The sequence below is a fragment of the Brevibacillus sp. M2.1A genome (genome assembly GCF_013284355.2).
In the GTDB taxonomy this organism is placed as follows: domain Bacteria; phylum Bacillota; class Bacilli; order Brevibacillales; family Brevibacillaceae; genus Brevibacillus.
This window is the reverse complement of the sequence record NZ_JABSUY020000001.1, coordinates 1,475,646-1,494,358: the sequence shown is the minus strand read 5'-3', so window position 1 is coordinate 1,494,358 and position 18,713 is coordinate 1,475,646. Positions and strand designations below refer to the sequence as shown.

Sequence of the window (18,713 nt, the reverse complement as noted above, 5' to 3'; positions counted from 1 at the left end):
CACTCTGGTAAATTTATTTTTTATAAATGCCTATTTACCAAAAAATCCCCCGCCTGTTTGAGCAGACGAGGGATTTCCGTTTTAGCCTTGTGCTTGTTTGACTGAATGTGCTGTCGGAGTCGTGACATGCTTTAAGCGTGAGAACATATAGCAGCCGACAATGACGATTACACTGCCGAGCACTTGGATGATGGTCATACGCTCCCCGAGCAAAAGAAATGCGAGGATGGCCGTAAAAACAGGATTGAAATTGAGGAACATACCTGCTGAGGTTGCGCCAACCTTTTGTACACCGATATTCCACAATACCATGCTGACGACAGTCGCCATTACACCAACGTAGAACAGCGACAGCCAGAACGTCCAGTCTGTGTTGCTTATCGTAAATGTAGTGACATTAAAGGGCAGCATCAGCGCAACACCGAAAATCCCCGAGTACAGCGTGGACATCATCGGCGAGACGGTCTTCATCGCCCACCGCGCGCATACGGAGTAAATCCCCCACATGGCGACAGCGGCGAGCATCCACAAATCGCCCGTGTTGAAATGCAACTGGGACAAGTGTGCGAAGTCTCCTTTGGTCATCACCACAAGCACGCCTGTAAACGAAATCAGCATCGCGACAATCTGCAACGGTCGAATTTTATCGCCCATCAGCAAAAAGGAAAAAATCGCAATTGAAACTGGATTCAGCGTGGACAATAGCCCGACATTGGTCGCGTCTGTCCGCTCAAGGGCCCAGAACATGAATAAATTAAAAAGTGCTACGCCGGTTACACCCATCACGATCAAAGGAAGGAGTGCTTCTCGCGTTGGAAAAATCCGCTTTTCGCGTATCCAAACAACGGGCAACAAACAAACAACAGCAATGAGCCAGCGCAAATTGGTCAACGTCAAGGAAGACGCGTGCCCGACAAGAAATTTACCGACAACAAAATTTCCTCCCCAAAGGAAGCTGGTACAGAGTAATAGGACGATAAATAGCGGTCTCATGTTGCCTCCTGCCAAGATGAAAGAGTTATGAAGCTTTTATTTGTCCTCTATCATACACCTTTCGCCAGCATTTGGGCGGTCATGATACACTTCCATTTTTATCCTTTACCAGAAGCAATCCACTTCTCCATGAAAATTAGTTCGTCACGCTCATACCCAAGCTGATTGTAAAAAGCTTGTACACCATGATTGGTCGGCTCGATCAACAGGTTAATCTTTTCACACCCGATATTCGCCAGCCGCTTTTCCAGCTCATCCATCAGCCTGCTCCCTATGTCTTGTCCTTGGAAATCCGGATCGACTGCCAGATGATTCACCCATCCTCGCCGTCCGTCATAGCTGCCCATTACAGCTGCTATCATCCTTTCCTCCTCATTCATTGCCACCAAGAAAAGCTCTGCGTCTCGCTCCAGCTTTTTACGCAATCCCTCACGTGTATCCGAGCAAGAAAGCTGTAATCCGGCTCGTTGCCATAGCTGAATGACGTCCTCGTATTGTTGCAAAGAGAATGATTCAATTCTCATGTTTGATCACCACTATCTTGTGTATTTTTATTCACTTGATTCTATTTTTATACGATTATTGTAATACAAAAAGGGGCTATCTAACAGCCCCTTCCTTCACACAGCCAGCCACGACATAATCACGGGCAGCAAGGCAAACGCCCACACTACTGTAATCATCGCTCCGGCGATCACAGCCAAAGTCGCACTGCTTCCTTCTGTTTCCCCACGCTCAAACGCTTTTACCATCCCCAACGCATGTGCACCCATTCCGTACATCAAGCCAATGGAAACAGGATGACGGAGCCTCATTCTCTTGATGATCTTGGGAGCAAGAAAAACGCCTGCGAAGCTGGTCAGCATGCCAAATACCGCTGTCATCGTAGGCATTCCGCCAATCGCCTCGGTTACGCTCACCGCAATAGGCAGAGTAATCGAGCGAGGAATGACGCTAATCGCCGCTTCTTTTCCCAATCCGACGAGCATCGTCGTAGATACTCCTGCAATGATGGCAATCAGGGAACCCGTAGCGAGACTCGTCAAAATCATCCGGCGATGCGCCATTAACACCGACCAATTTCGGTACAGCGGAATCGCAAACGCCACTGTGACTACGCTCATCATCTCACTAATGAGCGAGGTTGCTTCACTATACACCTGATAAGGAATGCCTGCGAAAAGCAAAAACAGAATCAATCCAATCGGCGCCAAAACAGCCGGAGAAAACAGCAAAGACGGTCTTTTCTTATTGAAACGTTTGGCCCCATAGAAGAAAAAGAGTGTCAGAATCACGCTAGATGTTTTCCACAGGATCATGCTGTTTCACCTCTCCACGATTGAACATGCGCTCAGCAACAACACCTGTCGAAATCATCACAAGCGCACAACCGCTCACGACGACCACAAGCACCAGCAATCCTTTTATACCTAATAACCATGGATACTGCATCATCCCGACCAGCGATGGTACGAAAAACAGGATCATCTGCGAGAATAACAGAGTCGCTCCTGCTTCCACCCATTGTAGACGAATCAAGCCGGTATATAAACAAATGAACAAAAGCGCGAGTCCGATCAGACTGCCGGGAACTGGAAGGTGAAAAAACAAGCTCACCCATTTCCCAAGCCAGGTGAAGCCGAACAAAAGCAAAACTTGTGCGATGATGGAGAACCATCTTTTCATCGAGACCACCCCAGTTGCTCTACAAAGGTTGTTCAAAAAGTTACTGTTTGAACGAGTTACCTTCATTCTAAGCCGTCCCGATTCCATTCGTACAATACATAAAAATCATCATTTCTATTCCATTTGGTTATGACTGTACATTTTCTCTACAAACGATATAAAAGCCTTAGTCGCATGCGATAAATACCCTTCTTTTCGATAAATCAAGGCATACTGCCAGTCAATCACCGGGTACGAAATGTTGACAGTGTGCAATTGTCCGTTATTCAAGCGTCTCACGATGGATCGTGGAATGAGTGAGATCCCCAGCTGGGTAGCCACCATCTCTCCGACAAAATCCCATAAAGAGCTCATGTAAGCGACTTTCGGTTCAAAGCCGGACAGCTTGCACGCTTGGCGCACCACATCATGCATCGCGTACTCTTCAGTAAACAAAATGAAAGCCTCGTCCTTGAGCTGTTCCAAGCTCACCTCATCGACTCCCGCGAGCCAATGCTCCCGATGCACGATCGCGACGAGGTCCTCTGCGAGCAAGGGAACATCCACAAATTTTTCCTGATCCGTTGGAAGAACGGTTAATGCTACATCGATGCTGCCTTGCTCCATTTGGATTTCAAGCAGCTTGGCGCTGTATTCCTTCATCTCGATATCGATGCCTGGATACTGCTTTTTAAACAAGGCGATCACATTCGGCAAGAGAAAAGAACCCACTGTCGGCATCATACCCAGTTTGACCCGACCACGCTCGACATTTCGCAATTCTGCAATCGCCGACGACATGCCTTCCATAAGCTGCAACACTTTGGTTGCATAGCTGTAGACCATTTCCCCAGCGTCTGTCAGATCCATTTTCCGCTCCGTCCGATCCAGCAGAACTACCTCTAGCTCTTCTTCCAATGCCTTGATCATTTTGCTGATAGAAGGCTGGGAGACGTGGAGGGATTGCGCGGCCTTCGTAAAGTTTTTATGTTTAACTACTTCCACAAAGTATTGCAGCTGTCGAATATCCATGATGCCCTCCGTCTTCGTCCAATCAAAAGCGTTAGCTACAGATTACCACAGGCTAGAGTATGCGAAAAAGCCAGGTACGCAGTCGCGCCCTGGCTTTTCCTCCAGCGTGAGTTACTTCACGGTTACTTGTATTTTTACAACTTTTCCATTATACGTCGCCGCAATCGTTGCACGACCTGCTTTTACAGCCGTGATCTTGCCATCCGCTACAGTCACAACGGAGCTGTTCGTAGAGATCCAGTCTGCATCGGTTGTGACGTCAACCTTGGTTTTGTCGGTATAGATAACAGATACCTTCAAGTCTTTTGATTCGCCGACTTTGAGATCGGCCTTTTTCATGTCAAATTCCAATTTGGAGATGACAGCAGACTCTACAGGGATCGAGATCGTCTTACCACCGTAAGTTGCTTTGATTCTCGTTTTGCCTGAGCCTACAGTTGTCACGACTCCGTTTTCAACTGTGGCGACTTTTGCATCGTCGGATGTCCACTTGGCTTTGCTTGTTACATCGACTTTTTCTTTGGTAGACAGGGTAGCCAGCAGCGTAATCGACTGGGTAGTGTCTGGACGCAGGTACAGCTTTTTCTTATCACTGTCCAGCTTGGAGACGACATCCACCTCTACTGGAATGGATACGCTTTTTCCACCGTACTTCACTTTGAGCTTCGCTGTGCCCGAGCCTACTGCCGTAACCAATCCATTCGCTACCGTTACGATCTCTGTATCATTGCTTTCCCACTCTGCCTGAGCCGTTACATCAGCAGTAGACTTGTCAGAGAAGGTCGCAGTTGCGTTTACCTGTTTCGTGCCTCCCACGCCGAGAGCCAGTTTCTTCTGGTCAGCTGTGAGCTTGGAAATCACATCGATCTCAACAGGGACATTCACACTTTTGCCCCCAAAGCTTGCTTTCACTCTTGTTTTCCCGGAACTAACTGCTGTAACCAAGCCCTTGTCAACGCTTGCGATGTCACTGTCAGAGGAAGTCCACTCCGCTTGCTGTGTGACGTCTTCCGTTGTTTTATCTGTGTATTGAACGCGGACGTTCAACTGCTGTGTCCCCGCTTTTTTCAACTTTACTGTCTTTGTATCAACCACAAGCTTGGAAATCTTCTTCTGCGTACTTGTCGTCGAAGAATTTGCCAACGCCGGTACTTGACCGACACCGGAAAAGATTAGCCCAACGGTAACAGCCGTAGCGAGCATCCCTTTTTGCCAGTTTTTCATACTCACATCCCTCTCCTTTTCCTCTCTACTTTTCCACCATTTCCTATATCGGCTAAACAGCCGTACTTGTTGAATACAAAATGGCCAAGCAAGTCATGATTCTTCTGCCCATCTCCCTGCCAAGGGTGCAAAGTGTTGCATCGCCAATGCTCCTGCTCCCATCACGATCGCCTCCCCCTTCAATTCAGAAGGGATGACACGGAATTTCCCCTTGAATGGCTCCCAGATCACTTGATCGCTATGCTCCTCGACCAAGTCAATGATTTCGCGATAATTCTCTACCAAATCACCGCTTACAATCACGGTATCTGGATTGTACATGCACACAATATTGTTAATCGTGATTCCGAGGTACAACGCAGTACGTGAGACAATTTCCTTCGCCCAGCGCTCTTCGTTTCTCGCCGCTGCGAAAACCTGTCGGACATCACTGACATCCTTCACCCGACGCGCTTCTATGATCAAAGAATTTTCGTCTATGTAGGTTTGCAGGCATCCTCGTTTTCCGCATTCGCACAGATTCCCATTCGGATCGAGCGTCGTATGCCCCAGCTCTCCTGCGCTATTGGAGCCCCCGCGAAACACTTCGCCATTGATAATCAACGCAGAACCGATACCCGTGCCAATGCCGATCAGGGCTGTCTTGTTCGAGCCTTTGGCAGATCCGTACAAGTACTCCGAGAGAATTTTCACCTTCAAATCGTTGTCGATAACGGTTTTGATTTTCAGCCTTTTTTCAATCAGGCTGGCGAACGCTACGTCCTTCCAGTCCAGCGTAGTGGATAGCTGAACAATCCCTCGCTCATAATTGATCACCCCAGGCATTCCAATCCCGATCCCGACCACTTTTTCTAGCGGAATACCGGTCTGGTTGAGCATCCCTTCGATCTCGTTACAAATCAGTTCAGCCGTTTCTTCCGGTGTAGAATCCTGTGTTTTATGATCCATCCGGTGCTGTGCAATAATCGCTTCGCTAAAGTCCATGATCCCAAAGCTGATGCGTTTTTTTGCCATATCCACGCCAATTGTATAAATGCCTCCCGGCTCGATGTCGAGCATGATTGCCTTCCTGCCCACACCTGATGAGGTAAGCTCTGTCTCTCGAATCAGTCCTTCTTCGCACAGCTCGCTGACAAATCTGCCAATCGAGGTGGCACTCATCCGCGTAATTTTGGCGATTTCCGCACGCGATATCGGTCTCTGCTTTTTGATAATGTCGAGGATCATTTGCTTGTTATGCTGCTTGGTGACGTCCTGATCTTGTTTCATGATTTTTTTCATCATACAAAACTCCCATCTTGCTTGAATTCCCGGTAGTATTCCTGCGCGATTATTCTCACACTACCTGTCGCCATTTATTACGTCAACCGGGCCAAACAAAAACCATCCGAATCACCTCGGATGGCTGCTACGTTGCTATCGCTTGTTGTTGTTCAAATCATACGGTGTCTCTTGGTAAACATAATAGTTTAACCAGTTGGAAAACATCAAATTCGCATGTGCGCGCCAAGTGACGATGGGCTCGCGGCTTGGATCGTCCTTTGGATAGTAATTACGCGGAACAGCTATATCCAAGCCTTTGTTCACATCCCGCTGGTACTCATCTTGCAGGGTCGTCGGATCGTACTCGGAATGTCCTGTCACGAAAATTTGTCTGCCATCCCTCGTCGCTACGATGTAAACCCCTGCTTCATCAGACTCGGACAAAATCTCCAGTTCAGGCACTTGCTCGATGTCTTCCCTGCGATTTTCGGTATGCCTGGAATGCGGGATGTGGAAGTAGTTGTCAAATCCGCGGAACAGCTTCACATTTTGCTTATTGAGTGTATGAGGGAAGATTCCGAACATTTTTTCTGGCAAAGGATGCTTCGGAACGCCAAAGTGGTGGTAAAGACCCGCTTGTGCTCCCCAACAAATATGCAGGGTCGACGTGACGTTCTCCATTTTCCAATCGAGAATTTCTGTTAGCTCCTGCCAATACGTGACGTCTGTGAACTCGAGCTGTTCGACTGGCGCTCCGGTGATGATCATGCCATCAAATCGCTGGTCACGGATCTCCTCAAACGTTTTATAAAACATCGATAAATGTTCTTCCGACGTATTTTTGGATGTATGACTGGACATGTGCAATAGCACGATTTCCACCTGTAGCGGTGTATTCCCCAGGAGACGGAGCAACTGTGTTTCCGTTGTTTCCTTCACGGGCATGAGGTTGAGAATGACGATCCTGAGCGGTCGTATGTCCTGCGTGAAAGCACGACTATCCTTCATCACAAAAATATTTTCTTGGGCGAGTATTTCCGTTGCAGGCAATTCGTCGGGCAATTTGATTGGCATAAAGATCCCCCTTTCCATCCTTTGAACACAGGTAGAAAAACAATAATCCGACAAATTCGACAAAAATACTTGCCTTCCTGCTAATCCCGCAGGGGAAAATGAAAAAATCCCCTTGCAAGCAAGTTGCAAGAGGTCTCTTCCCTTAAATCCAGCCGCGCGCTTCCATCGCCTCCGTAATTCGCAAAAGCGAGATCATATAAGCTCCCGTGCGCAAGTCCACCTTGTATTGATCTGAGAGCTCTTTCACGGCCCGATAAGCGTTAATCATGGTCGTTTGCAGCTTTTCGTTTACCTCAACCTCGGACCAGTAGTAATTCATCAGGTTTTGCACCCATTCAAAATAAGAAACGGTTACGCCACCTGCATTGGCGAGAATATCCGGGATCACGGTAATCCCTTTTTCCCGCAAAATGGCATCTGCATCGGGTGTAGTAGGTCCGTTAGCCGCTTCTGCAATCCACTTGGCCTGAATGCTGTGGGCATTCGCTGCTGTGATGACATTTTCCAACGCGGCCGGGATCAGAATATCCACTTCGAGCTCCAACAGCTGTTCATTGGAGATGACCGTACCACCTGCATACTCCAATATAGTGGTGTTGTCCTTTAACTGGCCTACCTTTTCAATGTCCAAGCCGGCAGCATCATAAACTCCTCCGCGTGAGTCACTGACCGCCACGATTTTGAAGCCCAGCTCTGTTAAAAGCCTCGCTGCTATTCTTCCCGCATTGCCAAAGCCTTGAATCGCGACTGTTGTTTGTTCCGGCTTGCGCCCAGAATCTTTTAACGCCTCCAATATTGTAAAGACACATCCACGGGCAGTCGCTTCGTTTCTTCCCTTGGAGCCGCCGACCGAGAGCGGTTTTCCCGTGATCACTCCCGGAGAATAGCTGCCTTTTAATCGACTGTACGTATCCATCATCCAGCCCATGATTTGTGGGGTCGTATACACATCAGGTGCAGGTATGTCTGTCTCAGGTCCGACAATATCAGCGATAGCTTCCATGAAGCCGCGGCTGACTCGCTCCAGCTCATTTTTGCTGAACTCGTGAGGATCACATATGACACCGCCTTTTCCGCCGCCATAAGGAAGACCAACCACGCCACATTTGAATGACATCCACATGGAGAGCGCCTTGACTTCATCCATCGTCACATCAAGATGAAAGCGAATCCCGCCTTTGGTCGGTCCTACCGCATCATTATGCTGTGATCGGTAGCCTTCAAAGACACGCACGCTGCCATCGTCCATCTTGACAGGAAAGCTGACGGCCAATACGCGTTTGGGTCGCTTTAAAATTTCTACAGCATCGCTACGCAAACCCAACAATGCCGCTGCAGCATCAATCTGTTTTTGCACAATTTCGTATGGATTCAGGTTTTCTTTCTCTACAGTATTTAGCATCTCTCTTCCTCCCCAATACTTTTCGCATGCATTTTCTACATCACCTTGGCGCAGAGCTAAAGGATGAATGGAGTAATTATATACGATGAAAGTAAATTCAGACAATTTATTTTCTTTGTTTTCACATTATTGTGTTATTTTTGGCAAACAAATAAAAAACGCCCGATGCATCCTCACGACACATCAGACGTTTTTCCCTATTTTTTCAAATACGCCTTCATCAGTTTTGTTTTCGTCTCCCACATCTCTTCGCTGATGTGCAGGCGGTAATGCTCCGGATTCAGCATGCGCAAGTATTCAGGCCAGAACAGCTTGAGTTGCTCACGATGGTAGTTGCGAATCTCTTGGAGGGTCGGCAGTTCATAAACCAGTTCCCCATCCATAAATATCGGAATGAGCAGCGACTCTGCCTGGTAGTTCTCCAAATTCTTGCTCAAATACGTATGGCTCGGATGGAACAAATGGAGAGGGGCTCCATCATCGACCGTTGTTTCATGTGGGAAGCACATGTAGTCAGCAATCGCTTTCCCTGTTTCCGGATCAATCAATCGGTACATATCTTTGATGCCCGGCGTTGTGACTTTTTCCGGATTCCCGGAGATTTTGATGGTCGGCTGATATTTTCCGTCAGCGCCTTCGCGCGCCACCAGCTTGTATACGCCTCCGAGTGTCGGCTGATCCGCTGCCGTGATGAGCTGCGTTCCTACTCCCCAGCTATTGACGCGTGCTCCTTGTACCTTCAGATTCATAATCGTGTGCTCATCGAGATCGTTGGAAGCGACAATTTGCACATCGGTCATGCCCGCCTTATCAAGCATTTCACGCGTCTTGCAGGACAAATACGTCAAGTCGCCACTGTCAAGGCGCACCGCCGTCAGCTTTTTGCCTTGTTTCTCCAGGCGTTTTCCGACCTTAATTGCATTCGGAACGCCGCTTTTGAGCGTATCGTAAGTGTCGACCAGCAAGGTTACCTGTCCTGGTAGAGCTGCTGCGAAGCGCTCAAATGCTTCTTCCTCACTCTCAAAGCTCTGTACCCATGAGTGAGCGTGCGTCCCTTTTGTCGGAATGCCAAACATTTTCCCTGCAAGCATGTTCGAGGTCGCGTCGAAGCCAGCCAAGTACGCTGCCCGCGTCCCCCACAGCGCGGCATCTGCCTCCTGCGCCCTTCTTGTTCCGAACTCCATAAGAACATCATTGCCCGCCACGTTTTTAATCCGCGAGGCTTTGGTCGCAATCAGCGTCTGGTAGTTCATGTAGTTCAACAGGGCCGTCTCAACCAGCTGTGCCTCCATGACACGCCCCTCTACGCGAATCAACGGCTCATTCGGGAAAACCACGGTTCCCTCCTTCACGGAGTAGAGCGAGCCGTTAAAACGAAGCTGACGCAGCTCTTCCAAAAACTTCGGATCGTAGTTCTCCTCCTGCTCACTCAAATATTTGAGATCGCTTTCTTCAAATCGCAAATTTTTAATATAGGAAACAATTCGTTCCAATCCGGCAGATACAGCGTACCCGTTTCCAAAAGGCAGCTTGCGGAAAAATGCTTCGAAAACGACCTTCTGATTGTGTGTTCCGTTTACCCAATGGGCGTACATCATGTTGATTTGATATTTATCTGTGTGTAGTGCCACACCAAATGATTGCATGTCACTGAGGCCTCCTGTGTATTCCTTTCTATCATCATACCAGAAGCGTCCGCTGGTGCCCATCCGCTGTGGAGGATATTAGGGAATGTGGTATAGTATGGGGATAAAAAGAGAAGCAATCGTACAGGCTGGGAGTGAGCATTAGTTGAGCAGAAAAATCGTTACAATTAGTAAAGGATTACCTAAAAGTAATATGTACAACGGCAAGGAATATCTCTCCGGAATTTGGAAGGAAGAAGCAGACGAGCTCGTTGTCCGTTCCGAGAAAATTGCTGACGACGATATCGCGAATCCAGAGTACCACGGTGGGCCAGACCGCGTCGTCTGTGCGTATCCTTTTGAACATTATGCCCATTGGGAGAAGTTATTCGGCCAGCCTCTGACCATTGCGGCATTCGGAGAAAATCTCACGCTCGCTGGCATGACAGAGGAGCAGGTCTGTATCGGGGATGTGTACCAATTCGGTGATACCATCCTGCAAGTGACCCAGGGCAGATTTCCTTGCGCGACGATCAACAAGCGCAACAACAATAACCAGTTGCTCAAAGCGGTGGTGGAAATGGGCTATACGGGCTATTTCTTCCGCGTCTTGCAGGAAGGGACGATCAAGCCAGATTCAGAGATTACCCTAATCTCTGCTCATCCGAAGCAAGTCAGTGTGGCTTCCATCCATCACTTATACTTCCACGACAAGTCACCTTCCCAAGAGACGATACAGCGTATGCTTGAGGTGGAGGAATTGGCCCTTCCTTGGCGGAATAAACTACTTGAAAAACTGGAAAAGCAGCAGCAATAGCGAAAGGAACGTCTCATGCGAATTAATAAGTTCATCAGTGAAACCGGCATTTGCTCGCGAAGAGAAGCCGATAAATTAATCGAGGCCAAGCGCGTGACGATCAATGGCCAACTCGCGGAACTGGGAAGTACGGTTGCGTCAGGAGATGACGTGCGCATCGATGGGCAACCGCTCGGTGTCAAAAAGAAAGATGTCTACATCGCCCTGAACAAGCCTGTTGGAATTACGTGTACCACTGAACTGCACGTCAAAGGCAATATCATCGATTTCGTGAATCACCCGGAGAGGATTTTTCCTATCGGGCGTCTGGATAAGGATTCGCAAGGCCTCATCCTGTTAACCAATGACGGGGATATCGTAAACAAAATTTTGCGTGCCGAGAACAATCATGACAAAGAGTACATCGTCACCGTAGACAAGCCCATCACAGCGAATTTCTTGCACGCAATGGCAAACGGCGTACGTATTCTCGGAACGACTACAAAGCCTTGCAAAGTAACCAAAGTCAGCGACCGCGTCTTCAATATTGTGCTGACACAAGGACTGAATCGACAAATCAGACGGATGTGCCAGGCTTTTGGTTATCAGGTAAGAAAGCTTGAGCGGGTACGCATCATGAACATTGCCCTGGGGAATTTGAAATTGGGGCAATGGCGCAATCTGACGGCCAAGGAATTGACTGATCTGAATAAAAGCTTATGAAATCAGGACGGGTTGGAGTTAGTATAGTGGCTCATCTATATTTTCTTTCATAAATATACGCGAATAATTTGCTATCCTTTCAATATCCTGTTATGCTAATAGAGAATTATTTTTGTTCGAAGCAACGGATAGCGTAGATAGCAAATTTCGTCTAGATGATCCTGAGAGCAAGGATAGTAATATATGTGTGTTACACACTAGGAGGCAATAACAATGGAACAAGGTACAGTAAAATGGTTTAACGCAGAAAAAGGTTTTGGTTTTATTGAGCGCGAAGGTAAAGAAGACGTATTCGTTCACTTCTCCGCTATCCAAGGCGACGGTTTCAAATCCCTGGACGAAGGTCAAAAAGTTACTTTTGACGTAGAACAAGGCCAACGCGGACCACAAGCTACTAACGTTCAAAAAGTTTAATTTAACCAAACACAAAAAACAGACTCCTGTAAGGGTGTCTGTTTTTTTGTTGTCTGAGACACAAATAAAAAACCCTACTCACGTAAATCGAGTAGGGAATGCTACAGAACAGTAAATGGTAGACTCAGTATAACACAGTACATGTCGCTTCCTAAAATTTTTATATTTTCAAATAGGGATTATTCGACTATAGGCAGTCTAAAACGTTGAATATCCGTAATTTGTCCCCGCCCAACACGCAGTAGCCCTTCTTTTTCCATTTTCTTTAGTGTCCGGCTAATCACTTCACGAGCAGTCCCCAGCTCAATTGCCAACTGATCATGGGTAATGGCGAGCGAATCATTCTCCGCACTCGTATGCTCGATCAAATATTCGCAAATCCGCACTCGAATAGACTTAAAGTTAATGTCGTCAATCAAGTTCGACATGATGATCAATCGCCGCGCAAAAGATTGAAAAATATACTGGCGAAAGCCTTGATGCTTCTCGATCCATTTCTTATAAATCTTCGTCGGGACGTTCAGGACCATACTCGGCTTCTCCACACAAGCCGAGGCTTCATACACTGTTTCTCCCAATATGCTAGACGCGATAAGTGGGCAGCATTCGCCAGCCGATAGCCTGTACAAGGTAACCTCTCTCCCATCGCTGCTCAGTTTAAAAATACGAACCAACCCATCCAAGATTAATGGCGCATTCTCCAAAAACTCGCCTTCATCAATGGTAAAGTTGGCTGGAACCGTAGTGATGGAGATTCCCTCCTCTTGCCATTCTTCTGGAGTAAGTCCCGCCAGACTTGGAAAACGTGCAAGGACTTCCGCAATCTGCTCCTTTTGCATATGGACGAAGAACCTCCTTGTGAAAAAAATAACTTGGTGACAAAGTCACAGATTACCGATACAGATTTTTATTATTATTGCACTCAAGAGGCACGAACACAAGAACACGCTGGTTAAGCAGAAATCGCTTCGTTAACACTAACGAACGATCATCATGAAACGAAGGAGATGTATGTATATGAGTACGTATGTATTGGTTCATGGAGCATGCCAAGGTGAATGGGTATGGGAAAAAGTAAAACCTGAGCTGGAAGCATTGGGACACAAGGTCGCGACATTGGACTTACCTGGAAGTGGACAAGACATGACACCTCCAGAGCAAGTGACACTGGATCTCTACGTAGAGAAAGTATCCGACCTGATCAAGCAACAAAACGAAAAAGTAATCCTTGTCGGACACAGCATGGGTGGCGTAGTCATTACGCAAACCGCTGAAAAAGCACATGACCAAATTGATAAGCTCGTCTACCTTTGCGCATTCTTGCCGAAAAACGGGGAAAGTCTCATAAGCAAGTCAGAAGGAGAAAAAGGCCCGGAATTCGAATTGAATGAAGCCGACATGACACTGGCTCCAAAGCTCGAGACTGTAGAAGAAACATTTTTCAACGCGGTTGAGGATGAGACACTGCGGCTGGCTTCGATGAAGCGTTGCCGTCCCCAAGCGCTCGCGCCGTTTACACAACCAGTACAAATTACGGAAGAGAAATTCGGAAGTGTCGATCGCATCTATATTGAAACAACATTAGACAACGCAATTCCAATCGATTTCCAACGAAGAATGAATACAGAAACACCTTGCAGCAAGGTGTTTACAATGGAAGCCGATCATGCGCCTTTCTTGTCGAAGCCAGAAGAGCTGGTAAATCATCTCGATCTAGTCAGCAAATTATAAAATCACCAAAAACAAGGCTGTCGACCATCAATGTCGGCAGCCTTGCTTCATTCCTATTCCTCTATATTCAACTGACGAACCGTACTGACGAGTCTTTGCATTCCATCCCGCAACTGTTGTTCATTCAAATAGGAATAACTGATGCGTATCCAAGAGCTTAACTCCCGCAGCGGATCACAGATCGCACCGGGCACAAACGTAATCGATTGTTCTATGCATTTCGCCAAAAGACTATCCATCGGGACTGAATCAGGCAGCTTCACCCATAAATTAAAGCCTCCTGGTGGACTGGACCACTCCCAGTCGGTCACAGACAGCTCTTCCTCCATAATATCCCGGCGAATGGCCAATGCAATCCGCAGCTTCGCCAAATGCTGCTGCATCCGTTCGGAGAAGAAATAATGCAAAAAAATCTTTTGATTCAGCAGGGGCGCCCCACTGTCGGATAGTGATTTTGCCTGAATCAAATAATTCATAATAGATGGACGGCATGCCACAGTCGCAATACTCAACCCCGGCCCGATGTACTTGCTAAAGCTGCGCAGATAGATGACATAGCCTGCCGTGTCGTAAGAAAAAAACGGCAGTGGAGGCTCGTCACCGAAGTAAATATCGCGGCACGGATCATCCTCTACGATCAGACACTGATACTTCGCAGCCAGCTCCACCAGTCTCTTCCGTTGTTCAGCGGGAACCGTATACCCTGTCGGATTATGAAAGGTCGGATTGAGATAAAACAGGCGTGGTTTTTCTTTTTGCATCAACAGTTCAACCTGCTCCAAATCATAGCCATCCGGCGAAATCTCGATGGAAATCATGTTGGCGCCCTGTCTTCCGAATACATCGATGGCCGGACTGTACGTAGGTCTCTCAATCAACACGACATCACGCGGCTTTACAAGGACTCTGGCAACCAAATCAATCGCTTCCTGCGAACCAGATGTAATCATCAGCTCATCGGGGGTCAGGTGAAAATGATTACGGCTAACATAATAGCTGCACAGTGCTTCCCGCAGCTCCTGATCTCCCTGTGTGGTTGAGTAGGTACCCAGCACTTTTGGATACAGATCAAACACTTTCTTCACGTACTCGGAAAAGTAATGATTCGGCAATAAATTAGGTTCGATCAATGCTTTGGAAAATTGATAGGTCGCCTGCACCTGATGAATTTCCGAAAGATAACTCTTGTGCACATAGGCAGAAACGATTGGATCATTCATCGACTCCACTGGCAACAGGCTGCTCGGTTGTACATAATACCCCGACTTATCCTTCACGTACACATGGCGGTTTTGCTTTAATAATTGAAATGCTTTAAAAACCGTCAGGCGATGCACATTCAATTCCAACGCCAACGTTCGAACAGATGGGAGCTTTTCATGTGCCCTCCACTCATCGCGTCTGATTCGGTCCAGAAGATAGTCATACACTTGTTCGAACAGCTTATCAGAATGACTGTTTGAAAGAGCCTTCCTTTTCATGCCGCTCCCCCCTTCCCCCATGATAATGGATGGATCTCTGTATCTGTTCTATTCTATTTCATCTGTTCTATTCCCTTCCCCTTATGATGAGGAAAAGGGAGGAATCATAATGGTACTGCTTAATTATGTGGTCATGTGCTTGATATTCGGAACGACTTTTCTGGCAATCAAAGTCGGGATCGATGCTGGAGCTCCGCCGTTTTTCTCAGGAGGACTTCGGTTCTTTCTGGCAGGTGTCATTTTATTTTCATTCATGCTCTGGAAAAAACAGGCGCGTCTCTCGCTGCTGTTTCATAAAGAAATGCTCCTTACCGGTATCGGCTTGACGTTCGGGACATTTGCCCCCTTGTATTGGGCAGAGCAGCATGTAAGTTCAGGAATTGCAGCGATATTATCTGCAACAGGCCCTCTCATGGTGATGCTGCTTCAGACCGGTATTACTCGGCAAAAGCCCCCCGGTATTGCGTTGGCGGGTTGCTTGGTTGCCTTTGTCGGTGTCTTTTTGCTGATTTTACCCGGTGTGACCATCTCATTCAGTCTCCTTTGGCTTGCAGGGTGCATGGCAGTCATATTCGGGGAAATCTTTTATTCTGCTGGTGCAGTATACTCCCGGAGCGTCATCCAACGGTTTCAAGATACCTCACCCATCGCTTTGAATGCGGCACAGATGATGTATGGAGGAGCCATGCTGCTTGTTTTATCGTTATTTACAGAGCAAGTGCATATCGAATCGATGCTCACGGCTAATGCGATCCTCTCGCTCCTGTACTTGGTCTTCGTTGGTTCCATGATGGGGCACACCATTTTCTATTGGCTTGTTGCCAAAACCAACCCTGTGTTTCCATCCACGTGGCTCTATATCTCTCCGTTGATTGCCTTAAGCTTGGGCGTCATCCTGTACAATGAACCGCTTTATCTCCTGTCGTTAGCAGGGGGAATCACGATTATTGTCGGGATTATCCTGATTAATATGGATGGCTTGAAACAGTTGATGGGCAAAAAGGCAAACAAGCTACGTGATGTAAGCAATTAGCGAAAGAAAAGGAGTACCACAAGCCAAACTGTGCTTTGTGGTACTCCTCTTTTAGGAATATGGTTATTTCGTATCGTTGATCTGCTCGGTGTTTTGATCAACTCGTCTTTGGATGCCACTTTCTCTGAAGGAATTTCTCATTATTTTGCTTGATTGATTTGTTCCGCCATTTTCAGCAGCTCTACTTTCGTACTTACACTCATCTTGGCTCTCAAGCTATAGTTAATCTTTGTCCCATTTTTCACCCAATCCAAAGAGTGAACGGTGTCCCCATTTTCAGGTACGAAAGTGGAGTACACGGCTTCATTGTCGTCAATCATGACTTTCTCCAAATTCTCCGCAAGTGTACCTCCACTTTTATTGTTGTCACCCAGGATGGAAACTTCTAAGAAAGCACTTCCTTTTTGGCCCTTGTACTCAATCTCTGCATCACGAAGCTTGTCTGATAATGGAATTGGTTGTACCACGTATTCTTTTTTCGTTCTTTCTTGTTCCTCTTTCATCGCTTTCTCATCATACTTGTCACTTGGAAGATAGATCGCTTCACCTGCTACAAACTTGAAATCCGTCCCCAGCTCTGCCGGTACCTTGAACAGATGGCCAACCTTTTGTTCCATGTTCTCCCATGTTGTATAGGTAAAAGGCTTGGATCGAACATCTACGAACGGAGTACTGTTTGGATTTGATTCCAACTGAAGTTTTGTCAGCGGCCAATAAATGGCAACCACTTCGCCAGGTTTTAATCCATTGACGATTTGTTCCCCCGTATCCAACTGTTTAAAAATCTCTGCATTTCGATTCTTGATCTGATCCTTTATGTCAGGGGGGAGCTGTTGTATCTTTTGTTGCTGTTCTTGCATACTCAATTGTTTAAGCTTTAGAACTACTTCGCCCTTCTCATTTTTCAATTGAATCATTTCTACTCCCGCCCATACGGAAGACGCTCCAACGAGCATACCTACAGTGACCAGTAAACCTATTTTCTTTTTCACGACATTCTCCTCCTTGTTTTCCTTGGCGCGAATTGCTGCCATGACTTTATGTTTGACATCGACTTTCGGGACTGGCTTCGCTCTCAGCATGTCTTGCATGCGATTAAACGGATTTTTGTCCATTAGCGGCCACCCCTTCCATCGTTGGCAAATAACGTTTGCACTTTTTCAAAACGCGTTCGAATTGCTTGCGCAGAGCCGCAGGATTTTTGTCCATCAGCTCCGATATTTCCTCGTACTCTCTTTCCTCTAGCACACGCAGGAAAATGAGTGTTCGTTCTTCAGCGGACAGCCGTTTCCAAATACGCTCGATCGGCTCTCCGAGATAATTGCTGTCGATGCTCTCCTCGACATAATTGCGTCCATCCTGATCACGGTTGTACAAAAAGGGCAACACGCGACTTAATTTCCTGCGCTTTAGTACATTCGCACAATGGTTGTAAGCGATCCGGTACAGCCATGCAGAAAATGACAGCGAGTACGTATACTGGTCAAGATGCTCGTAGGCACGAAACAGAACTTCCTGGACAGCGTCTTCCGCATCTTGGCGATGACCGAGCATGTGATAGCAGTATGTAAAGATCGGTTGTTGATAGTGATCGATGATGAGTTCGTATTGCTCAAGAGAACCCGCTTTTATTTCGATCAGCAGGCGCTCTATCTCTGTTTTTTCCACGGTTTGCCCTCCTCTCACTATGAATAACAACTGGCATCTTTTGTTTGTGACACCTATTTTAGAAATTTTTGGTTCTGCTAATAAAATGAAAAGGGTGTTCCACCCGTCTCGTACGAAGAACCTCGTACTACAGGAAGGAACACCCTTATTCCATGCTTGCATTCATTTATTTGTCTATACTTTTGTCGAATGTCTTGATTCTTTCCCGGGAAATCGACAGCACCTGTCGGCTGCTCTTTAGAAATGCTCTCCGTTGGCGTAATAGCTTTCTTTTTGATAAGCGACAAATGCCATTTCCACTTCTGGGATGCCAAGAGATAAGACATGCTTCGTTACAATTTGGGCAAACTGGTCACGAATTTCTTGTCCCCGCTCAAACCAGGCTACTTCGATAAAAGGAAACGACTCCACGATCTTCCCGCCAAAAACGCCTGTTGTATGCAAGCATTCGATTGTGAAATTGTCTGTACCGCATTGGCAGAGTGCAGCAAGCTCCACTGCAAGCGGTTCGCTAATCGTAGCCATTTGTTCAGCTTGAATGCCTCGAACGATAAGATGTGGCATGATGATCCCTCCTGAAAAGTCCATA

At 47.0% G+C, this 18,713-nt stretch carries 20 protein-coding genes; 5 read left to right on the top strand and 15 right to left on the bottom strand.

Going from position 1 to position 18,713, the window contains the following annotated elements:
- Nucleotides 1-81: 81 nt before the first annotated feature.
- From HP567_RS07245 to HP567_RS07200, 10 genes are all read right to left on the bottom strand, one after another.
- A complete protein-coding gene (locus HP567_RS07245) occupies nt 82-993 on the bottom strand; it encodes a DMT family transporter (protein WP_173611245.1) in 912 nt (303 codons plus the stop codon).
- 98 nt (nt 994-1,091) lie between these two features.
- The gene (locus HP567_RS07240) at nt 1,092-1,517 is read right to left on the bottom strand and encodes a GNAT family acetyltransferase (RefSeq protein ID WP_173611244.1); all 426 of its coding nucleotides are present in this window, start codon (nt 1,515-1,517) and stop codon (nt 1,092-1,094) included.
- Between the two features lie 96 nt (nt 1,518-1,613).
- Nucleotides 1,614-2,312, bottom strand: coding sequence for an LrgB family protein (locus tag HP567_RS07235; protein ID WP_173611243.1), 699 nt, complete (start codon nt 2,310-2,312; stop codon nt 1,614-1,616).
- Nucleotides 2,290-2,679: a CidA/LrgA family protein gene (locus HP567_RS07230; protein ID WP_173611242.1), complete on the bottom strand. Its 390-nt coding sequence runs from the start codon at nt 2,677-2,679 to the stop codon at nt 2,290-2,292. The genes HP567_RS07235 and HP567_RS07230 overlap by 23 nt, the downstream gene beginning before the upstream one ends.
- Nucleotides 2,680-2,793: 114 nt before the next feature.
- Complete coding sequence (locus HP567_RS07225; protein WP_173611241.1) at nt 2,794-3,690, bottom strand: LysR family transcriptional regulator; 897 nt, start codon at nt 3,688-3,690, stop codon at nt 2,794-2,796.
- 111 nt (nt 3,691-3,801) lie between these two features.
- Nucleotides 3,802-4,914 (bottom strand): Ig-like domain-containing protein, encoded by a 1,113-nt coding sequence (locus HP567_RS07220; RefSeq protein WP_173611240.1) that lies wholly within the window; start codon nt 4,912-4,914, stop codon nt 3,802-3,804.
- Between the two features lie 93 nt (nt 4,915-5,007).
- Nucleotides 5,008-6,198 carry an ROK family transcriptional regulator gene (locus HP567_RS07215; protein WP_229087956.1) on the bottom strand — a complete coding sequence of 397 codons (1,191 nt, stop codon included), beginning with the start codon at nt 6,196-6,198 and terminating at the stop codon, nt 5,008-5,010.
- 132 nt (nt 6,199-6,330) lie between these two features.
- Nucleotides 6,331-7,251: a homoserine O-acetyltransferase MetA gene (metA, locus tag HP567_RS07210; protein WP_106785588.1), complete on the bottom strand. Its 921-nt coding sequence runs from the start codon at nt 7,249-7,251 to the stop codon at nt 6,331-6,333.
- A gap of 142 nt (nt 7,252-7,393) precedes the next feature.
- Entirely contained in the window at nt 7,394-8,653 is a 1,260-nt protein-coding gene (locus HP567_RS07205; protein ID WP_173611239.1) for a Glu/Leu/Phe/Val family dehydrogenase, read from the bottom strand.
- A gap of 197 nt (nt 8,654-8,850) precedes the next feature.
- Nucleotides 8,851-10,299, bottom strand: coding sequence for a nicotinate phosphoribosyltransferase (locus HP567_RS07200; protein WP_173611238.1), 1,449 nt, complete (start codon nt 10,297-10,299; stop codon nt 8,851-8,853).
- A gap of 145 nt (nt 10,300-10,444) precedes the next feature.
- Between HP567_RS07200 and HP567_RS07195 the strand changes: the two genes are divergently transcribed.
- The 3 genes from HP567_RS07195 to HP567_RS07185 all read left to right on the top strand — a co-directional run bounded on the left by HP567_RS07195 (nt 10,445) and on the right by HP567_RS07185 (nt 12,211).
- Nucleotides 10,445-11,095 carry an MOSC domain-containing protein gene (locus HP567_RS07195; protein WP_173611237.1) on the top strand — a complete coding sequence of 217 codons (651 nt, stop codon included), beginning with the start codon at nt 10,445-10,447 and terminating at the stop codon, nt 11,093-11,095.
- Between the two features lie 15 nt (nt 11,096-11,110).
- Nucleotides 11,111-11,797, top strand: a complete 687-nt coding sequence (gene rluF / locus HP567_RS07190) for a 23S rRNA pseudouridine(2604) synthase RluF (RefSeq protein ID WP_173611236.1) — start codon at nt 11,111-11,113, stop codon at nt 11,795-11,797.
- A 213-nt stretch (nt 11,798-12,010) separates the two neighbouring features.
- Entirely contained in the window at nt 12,011-12,211 is a 201-nt protein-coding gene (locus HP567_RS07185; RefSeq protein WP_007721941.1) for a cold-shock protein, read from the top strand.
- Nucleotides 12,212-12,390: 179 nt separating this feature from the next.
- On the opposite strand, the gene HP567_RS07180 is transcribed toward HP567_RS07185, so the two are convergent.
- Nucleotides 12,391-13,050, bottom strand: coding sequence for a Crp/Fnr family transcriptional regulator (locus tag HP567_RS07180; protein WP_173611235.1), 660 nt, complete (start codon nt 13,048-13,050; stop codon nt 12,391-12,393).
- Between the two features lie 178 nt (nt 13,051-13,228).
- Here HP567_RS07180 and HP567_RS07175 point away from each other — a divergent pair, with 178 nt between their 5' ends.
- Nucleotides 13,229-13,942, top strand: coding sequence for an alpha/beta fold hydrolase (locus HP567_RS07175; protein ID WP_173611234.1), 714 nt, complete (start codon nt 13,229-13,231; stop codon nt 13,940-13,942).
- Between the two features lie 53 nt (nt 13,943-13,995).
- Here HP567_RS07175 and HP567_RS07170 read toward each other — a convergent pair whose 3' ends face one another.
- Nucleotides 13,996-15,423 (bottom strand): aminotransferase-like domain-containing protein, encoded by a 1,428-nt coding sequence (locus HP567_RS07170; protein ID WP_173611233.1) that lies wholly within the window; start codon nt 15,421-15,423, stop codon nt 13,996-13,998.
- A gap of 109 nt (nt 15,424-15,532) precedes the next feature.
- Between HP567_RS07170 and HP567_RS07165 the strand changes: the two genes are divergently transcribed.
- On the top strand, nt 15,533-16,456 hold the full coding sequence (locus HP567_RS07165; protein ID WP_173611232.1) for a DMT family transporter: 924 nt from the start codon (nt 15,533-15,535) through the stop codon (nt 16,454-16,456).
- 140 nt (nt 16,457-16,596) lie between these two features.
- Here the strand turns inward: HP567_RS07165 and HP567_RS07160 are convergent, their stop codons facing one another.
- From HP567_RS07160 to HP567_RS07150, 3 genes are all read right to left on the bottom strand, one after another.
- Complete coding sequence (locus tag HP567_RS07160) at nt 16,597-17,571, bottom strand: hypothetical protein (RefSeq protein ID WP_173611231.1); 975 nt, start codon at nt 17,569-17,571, stop codon at nt 16,597-16,599.
- A complete protein-coding gene (locus HP567_RS07155) occupies nt 17,552-18,124 on the bottom strand; it encodes an RNA polymerase sigma factor (RefSeq protein WP_173611230.1) in 573 nt (190 codons plus the stop codon). Before HP567_RS07155 ends, HP567_RS07160 begins: the two co-directional genes overlap by 20 nt.
- A gap of 237 nt (nt 18,125-18,361) precedes the next feature.
- Nucleotides 18,362-18,688 (bottom strand): DUF1904 family protein, encoded by a 327-nt coding sequence (locus tag HP567_RS07150; RefSeq protein WP_173611229.1) that lies wholly within the window; start codon nt 18,686-18,688, stop codon nt 18,362-18,364.
- Between the last annotated feature and the right edge of the window lie 25 nt (nt 18,689-18,713).